A 16,891-nucleotide genomic window follows, 5' to 3' on the forward strand; every position below is an offset into this window, starting at 1 on the left:
GACGGCGCTCATGCGACCAGGCCGGATTGTCATGCTCGTGCTGGGTACGCTCAGCGCTCTCCTGGGCCTGGGTCTGCTGGCTGGTGCCGGCGCCGTCGGGTGGGCCAACTACCAGCAGCGCGACAACGGGTTCTTCACCACGCCGGTGGAGCGTTTTGCTGCCGATTCGTACGCCCTCACTTCGCCACGCCTCGACATCATGACGGAAAGCAGCTACCCGGAAACATCCCCTGTGGTCCCGGGAAGCATCATGATCCGTGGCTCCGCCGCCGATCCGGCGAAGGCGATTTTCATCGGCATCGCTCCGCAGGCCGATGTGTCCGCCTACCTGGCTGGCGTCAACCACTCCGAAATCGTTGACGTCAGATTTACCCCCTTCCGGGCACAGTACCGCGAGGTGCCCGGCACTAGTGTTCCGGCGCTGCCCGCGGATCAGACCTTCTGGACCGCACTGGCCACCGGGCCGGGGACCCAGGAGCTCCAGTGGGACCTGCGGCCGGGAACCTGGGCCGTGGTCATCATGAACGCTGACGCCACCGCTCCGGTAGCCGTGGACCTTCGGGCCGGCGCCCGCTCTGACCTCTTGTGGCCCGTTTTCGTCGGCCTGTTGATCGGCGGAATCCTGTTCCTGCTCATCGGTGTGCCACTGATCGTGTTTGGCGCCGCCGGGCTGGGCAAGGGCGTACCGCCCGCCGGCGGTGGCACTCCGGCGCCGGCGTATGCAGGCCAGCCCGTCCCGGGACAGAAGGCATATGCCGTCCAGCCGTACGCGGCCGGAGCGCCGCCGGGCTTCCCGCCGCCCACCCCGCCGGATGCCGGCGCCGTATATCCGGCCCGGCTCAGCGGCTATCTGGACCCGAACCTGTCCCGGTGGAAGTGGCTGTTCAAGTGGTTCCTGGCGATCCCGCACTTCATCGTGCTCTTTTTCCTCTGGTTTGCCTTCGGTGTGGTCACCATCGTGGCGTGGTTCGCGATCCTCTTCACCGGGCACTACCCGCGCTCGCTGTTCAACTTCAACGTCGGGGTGATCCGCTGGAGTTGGCGGGTGGCCTTCTACTGCTACGGGGCGCTTGGCACGGACCGCTACCCGCCATTCACCTTGGAACGCACCGACTACCCGGCCGACTTCGACGTCGACTATCCGGAGAAGCTCTCCCACGGCCTGGTGCTCGTGAAGTCCTGGCTGCTGGCCTTCCCACACCTGCTGATCATCTCGCTGTTGACCGGCACCGCCCAGACCTGGGTGTACCGCGACGGCGAATGGTTGCAGGTCAGCACGGGGATGTCCCTGTTCGGGTTGCTGGTCTTCATCGCCGGAGTCATCCTGCTTTTCACCGGGGTGTACTCGAGGGGCCTTTTCGACTTCCTGCTGGGCCTGAACCGCTGGATTTACCGCGTCACCACCTATGTCGCGCTGATGCGTGACGAATACCCGCCGTTCCGCCTGGACATGGGTCCCCGGGACCCCGGAGAGGCCGCGGCGATTCCTCCCGCCGTGACTCCTCCGGGCCCCGGGTATGCGCCGCTCCCCGCGGGGCCAGGCACGCCCGTTGGCCCGGGTGGCCAGCCGCCTGGCTACGGTCAGTCTGGTCCCGAGGGGACAGGCCAGCCCGGACCAGGTGGGACAAGCCAGCCCGGCCAAGGTTGGCCAGGCCAACCTGGACCGGGTCCGGCGGCCGGACCGGCCGAGGGCCAACCGGGCTACTACGGTATCGGCGGGCCCGCGGCCACCCGGCCGGATCAGCCGGACGCCTCCTCAGCCGCGAAAAACCCCGCCGGCCCGGAAAACCCCACCGGCCAGGACAACCCGCCGCGCGCCTAGCACCTCCGGACCACCGCGGCTGCGGCCGGGCGGCTCACCAGAGCCGCCCGGCCGCATTGGTGTGCCTACGGTGGTGTGGCCGCGTTACTCTGCCTGCCCGCTGCTGCGGGCGTCAACGCTTCGCGGCCCTGCGACCCTCTTTGCCCTGTCAGCACTGCCTTTCTACCCCTTCAAAAAAGATTTACATGCGTGTGCATCCAAACAGCCTCCAACGCCGGTAGTAGGGGTGTAAGCAATAAATCGCCCGCGTGGCGGGCCGTTGAAGGAGATGTAAATGCGTACCAGCCTTTTCACAGCAGGCGCCGTGGCAGTCGCGGCAGCTCTCGCCCTTGCCGGCCCCGCCCAGGCGGCCGAATCCGACGCCCAACTGTCCGTTCTCCACGGCGTGCCGGGGCTGACCGTTGACGTCTGGGTCAACGGCGAACTCACCCTGGACGATTTCACGCCCGGCACCCTCGCCGGCCCGCTCGCCCTGCCGCCCGGCGATTACGACCTGGCTATCACCGCCGCCGACGCCGCCGACGCCTCCGCCGCTGTGATCGGGCCCGTCACGGTCAGCCTCGCTGCCAACGGCAACTACACAGCCGTGGCCAACCTCGACGCAGAGGGCAACCCGACGGCCAACTTCTTCACAAACGACGTCTCGCAAATCGATCCCGGCAAGGGCAAGCTCACCGTCCGCCACACAGCGGCGGCACCGGCCGTGGACGTCCTCGCCGGCGGCACTGCCGTGATCTCCGGCCTGGCCAACCCCAACGAGGAGACACTCACGCTGGATCCCGGCACCCTCTCCGTTTCGGTGGCCGCCGCCGGCACCACGGAACCGGTGATCGGCCCGGCCGATGTGACTGTCGCGGAAGGCACCCACACAGTGGTCTATGCGTGGGGCAGCCTCGCTGACAACAACCTGCAGGTGGCCGTGCAGAACATTGAGGGTCTGCACTCCGCCCCGGCCGGCGTTCCCGGCGGACGCTCCGGCGCCGCTGAGGCCGCAACCGGATCCACCGGCCAGGTAGCCACCACGGTGGGCATCGGCGCCGCGGCCCTCCTGCTTCTGGCCGGCGGGTTTGCCGTGTCCCGGAAGCAGCCGGCGTTCCGCCGCATCCGCTAGGCACCAACCACGCACCGGCCGCCCGGTCACCCCGGGCGGCCGGCGCCTGACATCCAATCCGGCAAGGGGAGGCCTGAGATGAACCGCACGACGGCGGCAGAGCCCACCGGGGTCCCCCCGGCTTCCGGCCGGCGGTCCGTAGCGCAGCGGACAGCAGCGCGTGGCCCGGCCGCACATTCGTCGGCTGCCCACCGGACTGTCGGACAGAGAGCGGCGGCGCGGATCGCGGCCGCCGTCGTGACGGTTTCCCTGTTGATTGTCGGTTCCGCAGCGTCCCAGGGCACGGACGCTCCACCCCCGGCCACGGAAAGAACCGCCACGGAGGCAACAGCTGCGGAGAGATCTGTTGCTGAGAGACCAGCAGCGGAGGGAACCCCCACACAGGCAGCCGGCGCTGACGGGCAACGACCCGGCGCCCGGCAGTCCCAGCCGCGGGCTGCCGCAGCTCTAGCCCCCGGATCAGCCGTCCCGGTGCGTCCGGCGGCCCCACCGGCCACGGCGCCCAAGGATCCGGCCCCGCGCGCCCTCACCGTGGAGGGCACCACTATCAATATGGCTGTCGTGGAGGTGGGCGTCAGTCCGAACGGGGCCATGGAGATCCCCGAACCCTTCGACGAGGCGGGCTGGTACCGCTTCGGCCCGGCCCCCGGAGCCACAACCGGAACAGCGGTGATCGCGGCACACGTCGACACGACCTCCGATTCGGCACCCTTTTCCCAGCTCAAGTCGCTCACTCCGGGAACCCTGGTAACCGTCCGGCGTGACGGGGCCCCGCCCGTGACGTTCCGGGTGACCGGTGTGGAGCTTATGGCAAAGGACGCGTTCGACGGTGCGTCCATTTTTCGCCGCGACGGCCCGCCGCAGCTGAAGCTGGTGACTTGCGGCGGCCGATGGCTGGACGAACAGCAGGACTACGGCGACAATGTGATTGTCACAGCGGTGCCGGCATGATCCAGGACGCAGCGCTCATCGTCGCCACAAGCAGCGGGAAGGAGCCTGGCTTGGCACCTTTCGAGGCCCCTTCCGCCTGGGACGCCGGATTGAACGAATCCTTCGCCGCCGGTGACGAATCCGCGCTGGCCGAGGCGTACCGGCAGTTCTCGCCGCTGGTCCACACGCTGGCGTTGCGCTCGTTACGCGACAGCACGGCGGCCGACGACGTCACCCAGGAAGTGTTCATCCGGGTGTGGCGCTCGCGGTCGGCGTTCGATCCGGGGAAAGCGCGGCTGCCGGCGTGGATCGTGGGCATCACCCGGAACGCGATCACGGACGCGCAGGCGGCCTCGGTGCGGGAGACCCGGAAGGTGCTGGCCGCCGTCGAGCGTTCCCCGGACCCGGAAGGTCCCGCCGGGCAGGCAGCCGCGGAGGTGCTGGCCGACCGCCTGCTGCTGGACGGGGAGCTGGAGCGGCTGGGCGAGCCGCAAGGGTCCATCCTCAAACTCGCCTTCTACGATGACCTGACGCATTCGCAGATTTCACAGAAACTGGACCTGCCGCTTGGTACGGTCAAGAGCCACATCCGCCGCAGCCTGTCCCAGCTCAGAAGCCGATTGGAGGTAGACCGTGCAACATCTTGACCCGGAGTCCCTGAGCCTATTGGCCCTCGGCGAAGAGCTCGGAGACGACGCCGCGGAACACCTTCGCTCCTGCGCCGGCTGTGCAGCGGAATACGCCAGCCTCCGCCGGGCCGTCGTGGCAGCAAAGCCCGGACCTGCCGCTGCCGCGCTGGAATCACCCGGGCCGCAGGTATGGGCAGGAATCCACAGCGCACTGGGGCTGTCCCCCGCCGTCGCCGCCGACCCGCTGGGATCCCCGACGGCGTCCGGCGCCCCACCGGCGTTTGCACCGGCACCGGAACGGCCGGCGTCCGGGTCCGTGACTCCGCTTCCGTCCCGGGAGCCAAGGCCGGGCGGGAAGCCTGACCGCAGCGGCGGTTCCGGCTGGCTGCGCCGTCCCGGTGTGTGGCTGGCTGCCGCCGCGGCCACAGCGCTGCTGGCGGCGGGCGTCTTCTGGTCCGTCCAGCAGAACCAGCCGGTGGTGACGCCGCTGGCCCAGGCCGAACTCGCGCCGGTGGACCAGCATTCCGCCACCGGCTCGGCCCGGGTGGTCGAAGCCCAGGACGGGCAGCGCACGCTGGAAGTACGGGTGGACAAGAACGAAGCCCGCGGCTATCAGGAGGTCTGGCTGATCGCACCCGACCTGACACGGCTGGTGAGCCTGGGCGTGATGACGTCTGAGGCCGGTTCGTTCCCTGTCCCGGACGGGCTGGACCTGGCCGAATATCCGATCGTGGACGTGTCCGACGAACCGGTGGACGGCAACCCCGCGCACTCCAGCGTCAGCATTGTCCGCGGAACCCTCGCCTCCTGAACAGCTTGACCCCTCTTGCCAGCGGCCCCCGGCGAGAACATAGTTGAGGGAATTTACCACTCCACCGCGGGAGGCGGGCGACGATGCTGAACAATGAGGTCCCCGGAAACGGACTGCTGCAGGGCAAGACGGCGTTGATCTACGGGGCGGGCGGTTCCATCGGCGGCGCAGTGGCCCGGGCTTTCGCTGCGGAGGGCGCCTTCGTCCACCTCGCCGGGCGCACCGAGTCGCGGCTTGAAAAGGTGGCGCGGGACATCCAGGAGGACGGCGGAAGGGCGGAAACCGCCGTCGTCGACGCTCTCGATGAGGAACAGGTGGACGCGTTCGTGGACCGCGTGGCCAGGAAACACAAACGGATCGACATCTCCTTCAACCTCATCTCCTTTGGCGACATCCAGCAGTCGCTGATGGAGATCGACGTCAACGACTTCACCCAGCCCATCACCCTGGCCACACGCACCCACTTCATCACCACCCGGGCCGCGGCGACGCGCATGATCAAACAACGCTCCGGGGTGGTGCTGATGTTCGGCGGTTCCGGTCCCCAGACCATCCCCGGGCTTGGCGGGTTCAAGGTGGCACTGGACGCGATGGAGGGGCTGCGCCGCCAATGGGCGCTGGAGCTGGGAAAACACGGCATCCGTATTGTCACCATGGTGTCCGGCGGCATCATCGAGACGATCCCGTGGCAGACGGAGGGGCGCGAGGAGATCATCGTGGAGATTGCCAAAGCCGCCCACCTGAACCGCACCGCGACGCTGGCCGACGTCGGAAACGTGGCCTGCTTCGTGGCTTCGGACAAGGCCGGGGCCATCACGGACGCCACGGTCAACATCTCCGCCGGCGCGATCGTGGACTACTGAGGTGCTGGGCGCCTCCGGCTACCCGACCGTCACCTTGATCCGCTGCACCACGTTGTTGCCCATGCCCTGGTAGTTCCAGGACTGCTCCAGCGGCTGTGCGGCACCGGTGGTGTCCGTGGCGCGGCAGGCCAGCTCGTGTTCACCGGGATCAGCCACCCACGGCATGGACCAGGCGCACCAGGCGAAGGGCGCTGCCGGCTGCTGCAGTTGCGCCGGCGCCCACTTGCCGTCGATGCCGACCTCGACGCGCTGCACGGCGCCCTCCCCGGACCAGGCCCGGCCGGTCAGCATCACCGGGCCGGGCGGGACGATCCTGCTCCTGGTGAAAAAGTCCGGCACACCCGGCGGAACCATCAGCGAACGGACTTTGATCCATGAGACGGGACTGCCGGCGTCGTCCGCGTCCTGCTGATAGCGGTACGCGACCGTCTGCTGGAAACCGTCGAACGGTTTGGTCAGCACGTTGATCGAGGAGAGCCATTTCACGCTTGCCATGCCGTACCAGCCCGGGACCACCAGCCGCAGGGGGTAGCCGTGCTGCGGGGGCAGGTCGTTGCCGTTCATCTGGTAGGCCAGCACGATGTCGGGCCGCAGAGCCTCCGCAATCGGAAGGCTCCGGGCGAACTGATGCCGGACGCCGCCCTGGATTCCGCTGTCCGCGCCGGTGAACGCCACCTCCACGGCGTCGTCCTCCACCCCGGCCTGGGTCAGCAGGTAGGCGAGCGGGACACCGGTCCAGACGGCGGTGCCCACGGCCTCCAGCTGCCAGGGCTGGCTCAGCGGACGGGGCCGCAGCAGGGAGCGGCCGTTGCCGGCGCATTCCAAGGTGACGGGGATGCTGATCCGCGGCGCCCGGCGAATGGCCTTGAGGTTCAGCTCCAGCGACCGCTGGACGGCGCCGCCGATCCGCAGGTGCCACTGGTCGGCATCAATGAACGGGATGTCGAAGTGGTTCAGCAGATAGTGCAGCCCGGGCGGGGTGATGCCGTTCCGCAGGGCCTCGAGCGGCATGGAGTGGTTACGGACCGCGAGCTGGAGTTCTTCCGCGGTCAGCGGGCCGTGGCTCGGTTCCCCGGGGTGCGGCGTAAGTTTCCGTCCGTGGCGCGGGGTCTTCAGGATGGATGAATGTCGGGACATCTGCTTTGGCATGGCGCTGCGATTCTGCTCCGGACCAGCCCGGATTTGGACCGGTGTCACCTGTCTTCAGGTCTACGCCCGGGCCCGGAAGCCGTCAATACCGGGCCGGACCTGCAGCCCGGACGGAAAGGAAGACTAAATCGTGTGCGACTCGGCAAGGAACTGTGCCAGGCCCAGCGGCTCGCGGCCGGTGAGTTCGTGCACGGCCGACGTCGGACCCGCCAGTTCGCCGGCGGCGATGGCCGTGTAGGTGCTCACCCAGGCATCCACCTGCCACGGCGGGGCGCCATAGGAAGCCCGCGAGGCGTAAGCCTCCTCAAGGGTCTCGCGGTGGAACGTGATGCTCCGGCCGGTCCCGGCGGTAAGGAGGTCCGCGGCAGCCGCCAGGGAGATGTCCTCCGGTCCGGTGAGGTCGTAGGTCCTGCCCTTATGCAGGGCAGGGTCGCGGAGCACGGTCACGGCGGAGCGGGCGACATCCGCGCGGGCAACGGCTGCCATAATGCCGTCCCCGGCGGGTCCACGGATCACCCCGTCCTCACCTGCGAGCAACGGCAGGAAATCCAGGTAGAAGTTGTCCCGCAGGAAGGTGTAGTCCATCCCCGACGCCTTGATCCGCTCCTCGGTGGCGAAGTGGTCCCGGCCCAGGGTGAACGTGCAATCGGCTGCCGCGCCGAAGAACGAGGTGTACACGATGTGCTGCACGCCGGCCGCGGCCGCCGCGTCCACGAAGGTGCAGTGCTGCTGCAGCCGGTCCTCGGTTTCTGAAGCGGAGACCATCAGGAGCGTCTTCACTCCGTCGAGGGCGGCTCTGGCGGGCACCGGATCGGCGTAGGCCGCCGCCACGGGGACGGCGTCCGCCAGTTCCGGAGCCCGGCCTATGTCGCGGACCAGCAGGCGCTGCGGGTTGCCGGCGCTGGCCAGTTGACGGGCGACCAGCCCGCCCAGGTGCCCGGTGGAACCGGTGACGGCGAGCGTCGGCGCGGTTGCCACGGGCCTACCGCTCCCGGGAGGCGGGCGACTTGGTCTGTGCCGGGTCGCGTTCGGCGAGGTGGCCGATGGCGGCGTCGATCTTGTCCATGATTCCGGCGTCGAGCTTCACGCCCGCGGCGGCCACGTTCTTCTCGATCTGTTCCGGCCGGGATGCGCCCATGATGGCGGAGGCCACGTTCGGGTTCTGCAACACCCAGGCGATACTCAGCTGGGCCATGGTCAGCCCGGCTTCCTCCGCGATCGGTTTGAGCTGCTGGACCCCGGTGAGGACCTCGTTGGACATCCAGCGCTCGATCATTTTCGAGCCGCCCTTGGAATCCGTGGCGCGGCTGCCCTCCGGGGCGGGCTTGCCGGGGTGGTACTTGCCGCTCAGCACACCCTGGGCAATCGGGGACCACACAATCTGGGAGAGGCCCAGCTCCTCAGAGGTCGGAACCACCTCGGCCTCGATGACGCGCCACAGCATGGAGTATTGCGGCTGGTTGGAGATCAGCTGGAAACCGAGGTCCTTGGCCAGGGCGTGACCGTCGCGGATCTGGCTGGCTGTCCATTCGCTGACGCCGATGTAGAGGGCCTTGCCCTGCCGCACGATGTCCGCGAAGGCCTGCATCGTCTCTTCCAGCGGGGTGTCGTAGTCGTAGCGGTGGGCCTGGTAGAGGTCCACATAGTCGGTCTGCAGCCGGGTCAGCGAGCCGTTGATGGCTTCCATAATGTGCTTGCGGGAGAGCCCAAGATCGTTGTGACCCTTGGGTCCGGTGGGGCCGAAGACCTTGGTGAAGATTTCCAGCGACTCACGCCGCTCGTCCCGGAGCGCCTTGCCGAGCACGGTCTCCGCGGCCGTGTTGGCGTAGACGTCCGCGGTATCGAAGGTGCTGATGCCGGCGTCGAGCGCTGCCCGGACGCACTGGGTGGCGACCTCGTTCTCCACCTGCGAGCCGTGCGTTAGCCAGTTGCCGAAGGTAATTTCCGAGATTTTGAAGCCGCTGTTTCCCAGGTATCTGAATTCCATGGGTTTCACCGTAGCCGAGTTGCCTGCCGGGGGTAAGGCCTCAGCCGGCTTTGCGCTCCTGGGCCTGCGGCTTGTTGCGCAGCTGGTTCTGGGGCTGGCCCTGGGGCTTCCGGGGCTGCGGCAGCCGGCCCGGGCGGGAAACCAGCGAGCCCGTGTCCAGCAGGGATTTCGCGGCGGGCATCGGGGCTTTCTTGAAGGCCGGCGGGACCGCGCCGAGCTGGCCGTTCGTGTCAGTGGCCGACTCGACGAGGGGCGCCACGGCTTCCACGTCCCGCGCCGGAGCCGAAGGGCTGGGCAATTCGCGGACCGAGACCTTGACGGCCGGGGCAGCCTCCGCCTTGGCGCGTGCGGCAGCGCGGGCATCGGCCTGCTCGACGGCGGCCACCCAGTCGGGGGACAGGGCGGGTTCCTTCTTGGCAGGCTTGGCGGGCTTCACCGGTTTGGCGGCTTTCACCGGTTTCGCCGGTTTGGCAGCCGCCGGCGCGTCCTGGACGGTCTCGGCGGGCCGGGCTGCTGGGCCGGTGACCCGAAGCAGGCCGCGTCCCACGGCCATAATGGTCACGGCAACCAACCGGCCGAGGCCGGCAATGACGAGCGTGGCTGCCAAGGCGAGGAACAAGCCGAAGAACATGACCATCGCCACTGCCAGCGTCCCGAGGAAGGTCAGGTTGAGGGCGATGGTTGTCGGATCTTCCATGTCACCTCTCCTAGCTGGCCTAGCCGCGGCGTGTCCCGCCAAGAGCGGCGGGCAAGCACCCCTTAACCATACGGACTTTTTTCCTTGGCCGCGCAGGCATCCGGAGTCTTCGCACTGACGTGTCACAGCTGGTATGGGTCCCGCTGCCGGGCGCTGCCGGGCTGTGCGTCTGTAGTCTGAAGGAGCCACACCCGCACGGTCCGGCCCCGAAAGGACAATTGTGACGCCCCCAGCCGCCGCCAGTACAGGTGCCGATGACCAGCCGGACGGGTCCCGCTTCCGGGGAAATTGCCCGTGCCTGTCCGGGGAGCAGTACGGTGACTGCTGCGGCCGGTTCCACGCCGGCGAAGCGGAAGCCCCGACGGCGGAGCAGCTGATGCGCTCGCGGTACAGCGCCTTCGTGGTGCTGGACGCCGATTACCTGTTGCGCACCTGGCACCCGGCGACCCGGCCGGCTGCCCTCGACCTGGATCCGGACATGCAGTGGCGGCGGCTGGACATCATTTCCACGACGCGCGGCGGCCCGCTGGACACCGAGGGGACCGTGGAGTTCAAGGCCCATTTCCGGCACGACGGCGAACGCGGAGTCCACCACGAAACGAGCCGATTCCAGCGGGTCGGCCGCCGCTGGTATTACGTCGATGCAGGCGCCGAGTTCGGGTGAACGGCGCACCCGGCACTTAAACAGCTGCCGGGCGCCGGGCAACGCTGCCCGGCGCCCGGCAGGTCCAGGACGTTGGTGTGCCTAGCGTTCCTCGACAGTCTCCACGGGGGTGAAGCCGGCGCGGTCCACTTTGCGGTGGAAGCGCATGCCGGCGGTTCCACCCAGGACGGCACCCACGAGCGCCACCGCGGCCACCACTACTGCGGCGATGATGCTGGTGGTTGTCAGTTCGCCTTCGTTGACCGGGATCCGCGGGAAGCTGTTGAGCTGGGCCAGGATGTTGTACTGCTGGCCGGCCACGAGGCCGAGAACGGCGACCACCACGGCGGCGATGAGGGCCCAGACCCACACCATAAAGCCCTGTTTGGCGCCGTTGAAGCGGGCCATCCGGCCGGCGACGTAGCCGCCGGAGTAGTAGGACACGAACAGGATGACCAGCAGCACGATGATGCCGACCAGTCCCACCGTTTGATCGGCGGAGTTCACGGCCGCGTTGACGTCCGTGTTGGTGGCGAGCCCGACGGCGGTGCCTGCGGCCGCGACCAGCGCGGTCAACAGCACGGCCATACCCGTGGCGGCGAGCCAGCCGAAGAAGGCCGAGCCGATCTTGATGCCGCCGAACTGTTCCTTTTCGCGGGCCACCACGGTTTCCCGGGTGGGGACCTCGTCGACGACCGTGTCCCGCGCGTCGACGTTGTCGCGGCCGGTCCCGTCGTGGCGCACGGCCGTGACGGGCTGGCTGCGGGTCGGTTCCGTGTGGACCGGCCCGGTGCGGACCGCGTCCTGGCTCCGCGTGCCGGCGTCATTGTCGTCGGCCGGGGCCGCCGTGGCGGGGGTGCCCGTGGGGATCACGCGGGTGTCGTCGGTGCGGGGTGCGGTCTGCGGTGCAGCGTCCTGCCGGGCATCGTGGATCCGGGCGTCCTGGTGTACGTCCGCGTCCCCTTCACCGGCGTGGCGGGGAGTGCGATCTTCGGGGCCTGCTGGGTTGCTCATGAGGAATGCTCACTTTCACTGATTGACCCGGGCCCATTGTTTGGGCCGGGCACCGCAAGGCGGAGACCGGCGTACGGGCCTCACATCCACCTAATCACGCGCAGTAGAAGGTAGCAAGGGTGCTTACTATTCGGTTGGCGGCAGCTGACGGACGCGGCGGCGCTGGTCAGCGGTACGTGCGGTGCAGGTTCTCCTTGACCGAGGCCCGGGGACTGGCATCGGCAATCCAGGGCCCGGTGCCCTCTGACTGGTCCAGCACCCCGGCCTCGAGCCACTGGTAGTCGCCGGCCAGGACGTTGCGGACCAGCACGTGGTCGCCGTCGTCAGTGTTCCGCCAGAGCTGGTCGAAGTACTCGTCCACGCGCACCCGGGCCTGCTCGCAGTACGCCTCGGCAAGCTCGTAGGCGGAGGCCCCCTTCGAAGGCTCGGTCCGGAGCAGCATTTCCGCCCGGGAACAGCAGGCGGCCATGGCGAACAGTTCGGCCCCGATGTCCACAATCCGGCCCAGGAACGCCTGTTTATGCTCCAGCTTCGCCTGCCACCGGCCCATCCCGTAAAAGGTCTGCCGCGCCAGCCGCCGCGAGGACCGCTCCACAAAGCGCAACTGCTTGGCGAGCCGACCGAAATCGCTGTAGGAACGCGGGTCCATCCCGGCCCCGGCGACGAGCTTCGGGAGCCACTTCGCATAGAAACCGGACGCCGCTGCGGCGGCCCTGGCCTTGTCGGACAGGCTGGCGTCCTCCGAGGCGAGGTCACCGGCGGCCGCGAGGTGCGCGTCCACGGCCTCCCGGGCGATCAGCAGTTTCATGATCTCCGAGGACCCTTCGAAGATCCGGTTGATCCGCAGGTCACGGAGTTGCTGCTCGGCCGGCACGGCACGTTCGCCGCGGGCCTCGAGCGAGTCCGCGGTTTCGAAGCCGCGGCCGCCGCGGATCTGCACCAGCTCGTCCGCAATCCGGCAACTGATCTCGGTGCACCACAGCTTCGCCAGGGCGGCCTCGATCCGCACGTCCTTCTGCCCGGCGTCGGCCATTTCGGCGCACAGCTCAAACACCGCGTCCAAAGCGAAGGCGCTGGCCGCGATAAACGCAACCTTTTTGCCCACGGCCTCATGCATGCCCACGGGCCGGCCCCACTGGATGCGGGCATTGGACCATTCGCGGGCGATCTTCAGGCTCCACCGCCCGGAGCCGACGCAGAGCCCGGGAATCGAGAGCCGCCCGGTATTAAGCGTGGTGAGGGCGATCTTCAGGCCCTGGCCCTCGGCGCCCAGCCGGTTCGCCGCGGGCACCCTGACCTGGTGGAACCGGGTGACGCCGTTCTCGATGCCCCGCAGCCCCATAAAGGCATTGCGGTTTTCTACGGTGATGCCGGGGGAGTCCATCTCGACGACGAAGGTGCTGATGCCGCCCTTGTGAACCGTGCCGTCCGCGTCGGTGCGGGACGGGACCACCGCCATGATCACCACCAGCTCGGCGATGACCCCGTTGGTGGTCCAGAGCTTCACGCCGTCAATGACGTAGGACTCCCCGTCGTCGGAGGGGACAGCGGTCGCTCCCATCCGGGCGGGGTCGCTGCCGACGTCGGGTTCGGTCAGCAGGAACGCGGTGATGGCACCCGCGGCGCAGCGCGGCAGGTATTCCCGTTTCTGCGCCGGCGTGCCGAAGACTTTGACGGGCTCGGGGACGCCGATGGACTGGTGTGCGGAGAGCAGCGCGCCGAGGCTGGGATGCACGGAACCCAGCAGGGCCAGCGCCCGCCCGTAGTAGACGAGCGAGAGGCCCAGGCCGCCGTAGTCGCGGGGGATCTTCATGCCGAAGACCCCCAGCGCGGCCAGTCCCTTGAGGTACTCATCCGGGATGCGGGCGTCCCGCTCAATGGTGCGTCCGGACATGGTGCGGCAGTAGTCGGTCAGGCGGGCCATGAACGCTTCCCCGCGTTCGACGTCGTCCGCCGGAGCCTCCGGCCAGGGGTGGATCAGGCTGAGGTCGAAACTGCCGAGGTACAGTCCCTTGGCGAAGCTGGGTCGGTCCCAGCTGGTTTCGCGGGCGGCTTCACTGACGGCCCGCGCGTCCGCTGCGGTGGCGTCCGGGCCCAGCGTCTGGGGCGGGACTTCGGTCCCGGCGCTGCCGGCCGGATTGTCAGTGGCTGGATTTTCAACGGCGGAGCTCATTGGGCATCTCCTCTAACCGGGGTTACCGGCTCGAGCCCTGGATCCGCCGTGGGTGGAGGACCCTTCAGCTGTCCCGCAATACTACCCGCGGGTAGGTGCCGGTACTAGGGGCCGGTTGGCCCATCATTTCGGCCGCCATGTCCCCGAGCTCGCCGGCGAAGTCTCCCGGCAGATCCACAGTTGACGCATGGTGGACCAGCCGGGCCCAGCCGTGGTTGATACCGTGGACAAGCCCCAGAACGACGTTTGCCGCCAAGATCCAGGCGAGCCGGCCGATGCCCAGCAGGACCAGGGCCGCGAACGATGCCGTCATCATGAAGAGTGTGATTACCAGGGCAAACACGAGTGTTCCCATGAACACCAGCGTCGCCGTTTCCACTGCGCTTAGGTCGAACTGCATTCTTCCCCCTGCACCATTGCTTCGGCTGAGTCAGTAGCCCGAGCGTAGGGCGGGGGGAGATCGCCAGCCAGAGTCGCGGGCCCGTGCCGCGGGTCTTGATACGGGATCGAAATGCTACCGGGCCGTAGGTCACAGCTCGGTCGCGGAAACCCTCACCGGCAGCGGTCCCGGTGCCGGCTGCGACTGCGGCCGCCCACGCTGCCGCCCCGACGCGGCCGCCCACCCGATGAAGGGGAACCGGGGCCTGCGTTAACCTTGTAGCTGGCAGTTTTTCCGTATCCGCTGCCCGGTCCCTATCCCACGGCAGCTGAAGGAGAGTGCGTGTCCCGCTCCGCTCTGTCCTCCGCCGACGCCATCAGCGCCCGGCTGCGGGACCTAGAACTCCTCACCAAAGGCCCCGCCTGGGCACTGACCCGCTCGGCGCCGTGGGTGATCGCCGTGCTGCAGGCGTCCTTTACCCGCACCCGGCCGCAGTTGCCGCTGGAACAGTTCCACGCCGACGTCGACGCCTTCCTGGAGCAGCTCCGCCGCCAGGAACCGGGGCTGGGCGGCTCGGCGAACGGGAAGACGTTTGGCGACGAGTGGACCCGGAAAAACTTCCTGACCCGCCGGAACCAGTCCGGCCAGATCGTGTACGAAGTCACCGAACCCGCGGCCCGCGTCCTCGCCTTCCTGGACAGCCTCTCCAGCGAACGCTCCACCCTCAACGGCTCGCGGCTGGGCACCCTGCTGGGCGACGTTGAGAAGCTCGCGAATGAGACGAACCCGGATCAAAGCGCCCGGCTGGAGTCCCTCGAGGAGGAAATCGGCGAACGGCGCCAGTTGATCGAGGACATCAGCTCCGGTGATTTTGACGGCCTGCTCGACGACGAGGAAGCCGTGGAGGCCGCCGGGAACATCCTGGACCTCGCCGCCAGCCTGCCCGCTGACTACAAGAAGATGCGCGACCGGATCGAGGAGCTCGTGGGGGAGCTCCGCAACCAGATCATCGAGGAGTCCCTGAGCAAGGGCGCCACGATGGCGCAGGTGCTGGAGGCGGACAAGCGGCTCCGGCAGAGCCCCGAGGGCAGGACCTTCCGGTCCTTCACGGCCTTCCTGGAGGATCCGCAGCAGCAGCTGCGCTTCCGGTCGGCGATCGGCGAAGTGCTGAGCCGGCAGTTCGCGGACGACCTCCGCCACGAGGAACGCGAGACGCTCAAGAACCTGGTGGCGGAACTGCGCACCCAGCACAGCCAGATCCAGCGGATCTACGGCAAGCTCAGCGAAAGCCTCAACACCTACGTCCAGAGCGACGACTTCCGCCAGTCCGTCCGGCTCCGCAAGGTCCTCCGGGAAGCCGAGCAGGCCATCCGCTCCCTGCCGTACGAACGCGAACGCCCCGGGCTGGTCCGCGGCCCCGTGCTGTTCAACGCCGGCTTCGAGTCCCTGTCCATGGTCAAACTCTTCGACCCGGACGAGTTCGCGGCGCCGCCCAAGCTGGCTGACCCGATCGCTTTCAGCGACTCGGACCGGGTGCGCTCGCCGCGCACCGGCAAGGCCAAGCCGGAGGCCATCCGTGCCGCGTTCGCCGGCGCCTCCACCCTGGCCGAGGCCTGGGAACGGCTCCCGGCCGGGGAACGCCACATCAACTCGATCCGCGGGCTGCTCTCCCACGCCCTGCACGAAGGGGCCGGGTTCGACCGCGAGGCCTGGGACACCCTCGACTTCGAACAGATCGACGGCTCCACGCGCACCGCGTACCTGCCGGTCGTCACGCTCAAGAAGGACTGAAGATGACTGAACTTTCCCACGACACGGTGGAAGCCACGGCCGTGACGGCCGACGGTGCGGAGCCGGCGTCCGAGCCCGCACGCCACGTCCACGCAGACCCCTTCACGGTCACCCCGCGTGACACGTTCGTCGACGGCGCCGCGCTGTTCCCGGGGGACACCGGCGTCCTCCCGATGAAGGTCCGCCAGGCCCTCGTGAAGCTCCTCAAGGGCCCGTACATCGACGGCGGCCGGGACGAAAAGCTGTGGACCACCCTGCTGGACAACCAGTTGATCCTCCGCAGCCGGCTCTCCGAACTCTTCCTGACCCTGCAGCTGGACCACGAACGCAAAGTGGCAGTGCTGCGCCCCGTGGACCCCGAAGCCATCGGCGGCAGCACCCGCTCCAGCATCCTGCGCCAGCAGCGCGCCCTCAGCCGGGTCGAGACCATCGTCCTGCTGCGCCTGCGCCTGCTCCTGGACCGCCACGTCACGGCCCAGACAGACCCGACCATCACGCGCGAGGAAATCGCCGAACTCGTGGCCCACTACCAGCCCTCCGGCCAGCAGGACGCCCTCCGCGATTCCGACGTGGTCAACCGCGCCATCACCAAGCTCCTGGCCCGCCAGCTCCTCCTCGCCACCGGCCTGGACGAGGTCTACACCATCTCCAACGCCCTCCCCCTGGCCCTCCCCTTCGAAAACATCGGAGACATCCCCGCCCAGATCGACGCCCTGGTCGCAGCCTCCACAGATCAGTCCGGAACGGAGCCCCTGCTGGAGCTCGACGGCGACAACGAGGCGAACACCGACGCGGACGAAGCTGAAGGCGACGACGACAGCGACGACGAGACGGTCGCCCAAGGTGACCTGACAAACGAAGACGACGACGGCGATGCCGCCCCGGGAGTGGC

The 16,891-nt window shown here is 68.5% G+C and carries 15 protein-coding genes and 1 pseudogene; 9 read left to right on the forward strand and 7 right to left on the reverse strand.

Features of this window, described 5'->3' with window-relative positions:
• The first annotated feature begins 10 nt into the window (after positions 1-10).
• The 6 genes from FS787_RS11140 (at position 11) to FS787_RS11165 (ending at position 6,166) form a co-directional block, all read left to right on the forward strand.
• Positions 11-1,822, forward strand: a complete 1,812-nt coding sequence (locus tag FS787_RS11140) for a DUF4389 domain-containing protein (protein ID WP_144672462.1) — start codon at positions 11-13, stop codon at positions 1,820-1,822.
• Positions 1,823-2,096: 274 nt separating this feature from the next.
• Complete coding sequence (locus tag FS787_RS11145) at positions 2,097-2,933, forward strand: DUF4397 domain-containing protein (protein WP_144672463.1); 837 nt, start codon at positions 2,097-2,099, stop codon at positions 2,931-2,933.
• A 552-nt stretch (positions 2,934-3,485) separates the two neighbouring features.
• Complete coding sequence (locus FS787_RS18145; protein ID WP_260982506.1) at positions 3,486-3,884, forward strand: class F sortase; 399 nt, start codon at positions 3,486-3,488, stop codon at positions 3,882-3,884.
• Positions 3,881-4,510: an RNA polymerase sigma factor gene (locus FS787_RS11155; RefSeq protein ID WP_144672465.1), complete on the forward strand. Its 630-nt coding sequence runs from the start codon at positions 3,881-3,883 to the stop codon at positions 4,508-4,510. Before FS787_RS18145 ends, FS787_RS11155 begins: the two co-directional genes overlap by 4 nt.
• Positions 4,497-5,303 carry an anti-sigma factor domain-containing protein gene (locus FS787_RS11160; RefSeq protein WP_144672466.1) on the forward strand — a complete coding sequence of 269 codons (807 nt, stop codon included), beginning with the start codon at positions 4,497-4,499 and terminating at the stop codon, positions 5,301-5,303. The genes FS787_RS11155 and FS787_RS11160 overlap by 14 nt, the downstream gene beginning before the upstream one ends.
• Positions 5,304-5,386: 83 nt before the next feature.
• Entirely contained in the window at positions 5,387-6,166 is a 780-nt protein-coding gene (locus tag FS787_RS11165; protein WP_144672467.1) for an SDR family NAD(P)-dependent oxidoreductase, read from the forward strand.
• A gap of 18 nt (positions 6,167-6,184) precedes the next feature.
• On the opposite strand, the gene FS787_RS11170 is transcribed toward FS787_RS11165, so the two are convergent.
• The 4 genes from FS787_RS11170 to FS787_RS11185 form a co-directional block, all read right to left on the reverse strand.
• Entirely contained in the window at positions 6,185-7,303 is a 1,119-nt protein-coding gene (locus tag FS787_RS11170; RefSeq protein ID WP_144672539.1) for a sulfite oxidase, read from the reverse strand.
• A 135-nt stretch (positions 7,304-7,438) separates the two neighbouring features.
• A complete protein-coding gene (locus tag FS787_RS11175) occupies positions 7,439-8,293 on the reverse strand; it encodes an SDR family oxidoreductase (RefSeq protein WP_144672468.1) in 855 nt (284 codons plus the stop codon).
• A 4-nt stretch (positions 8,294-8,297) separates the two neighbouring features.
• The gene (locus tag FS787_RS11180; protein WP_144672469.1) at positions 8,298-9,302 is read right to left on the reverse strand and encodes an aldo/keto reductase family protein; all 1,005 of its coding nucleotides are present in this window, start codon (positions 9,300-9,302) and stop codon (positions 8,298-8,300) included.
• 40 nt (positions 9,303-9,342) lie between these two features.
• The gene (locus tag FS787_RS11185; protein ID WP_144672470.1) at positions 9,343-9,999 is read right to left on the reverse strand and encodes a hypothetical protein; all 657 of its coding nucleotides are present in this window, start codon (positions 9,997-9,999) and stop codon (positions 9,343-9,345) included.
• Between the two features lie 220 nt (positions 10,000-10,219).
• Here FS787_RS11185 and FS787_RS11190 point away from each other — a divergent pair, with 220 nt between their 5' ends.
• Entirely contained in the window at positions 10,220-10,663 is a 444-nt protein-coding gene (locus FS787_RS11190; RefSeq protein ID WP_186329164.1) for a YchJ family protein, read from the forward strand.
• Between the two features lie 81 nt (positions 10,664-10,744).
• Here the strand turns inward: FS787_RS11190 and FS787_RS11195 are convergent, their stop codons facing one another.
• From FS787_RS11195 to FS787_RS11205, 3 genes are all read right to left on the reverse strand, one after another.
• Positions 10,745-11,656 (reverse strand): TIGR04086 family membrane protein, encoded by a 912-nt coding sequence (locus FS787_RS11195; protein ID WP_144672472.1) that lies wholly within the window; start codon positions 11,654-11,656, stop codon positions 10,745-10,747.
• A 166-nt stretch (positions 11,657-11,822) separates the two neighbouring features.
• On the reverse strand, positions 11,823-13,829 hold the full coding sequence (locus FS787_RS11200) for an acyl-CoA dehydrogenase family protein (RefSeq protein ID WP_144672473.1): 2,007 nt from the start codon (positions 13,827-13,829) through the stop codon (positions 11,823-11,825).
• 64 nt (positions 13,830-13,893) lie between these two features.
• Positions 13,894-14,229 carry a hypothetical protein gene (locus FS787_RS11205; RefSeq protein WP_144672474.1) on the reverse strand — a complete coding sequence of 112 codons (336 nt, stop codon included), beginning with the start codon at positions 14,227-14,229 and terminating at the stop codon, positions 13,894-13,896.
• A 321-nt stretch (positions 14,230-14,550) separates the two neighbouring features.
• On the opposite strand from FS787_RS11205, the gene FS787_RS11210 reads away from it, so the two are divergent.
• Positions 14,551-15,999, forward strand: a complete 1,449-nt coding sequence (locus FS787_RS11210; protein WP_144672475.1) for a DUF3375 family protein — start codon at positions 14,551-14,553, stop codon at positions 15,997-15,999.
• Positions 16,000-16,001: 2 nt separating this feature from the next.
• Positions 16,002-16,847, forward strand: a pseudogene (locus FS787_RS11215) (DUF4194 domain-containing protein); the annotation flags it as partial.
• Positions 16,848-16,891 lie beyond the last annotated feature (44 nt).

Source organism: Arthrobacter sp. U41 (assembly GCF_007679325.1).
Lineage (GTDB): Bacteria > Actinomycetota > Actinomycetes > Actinomycetales > Micrococcaceae > Arthrobacter.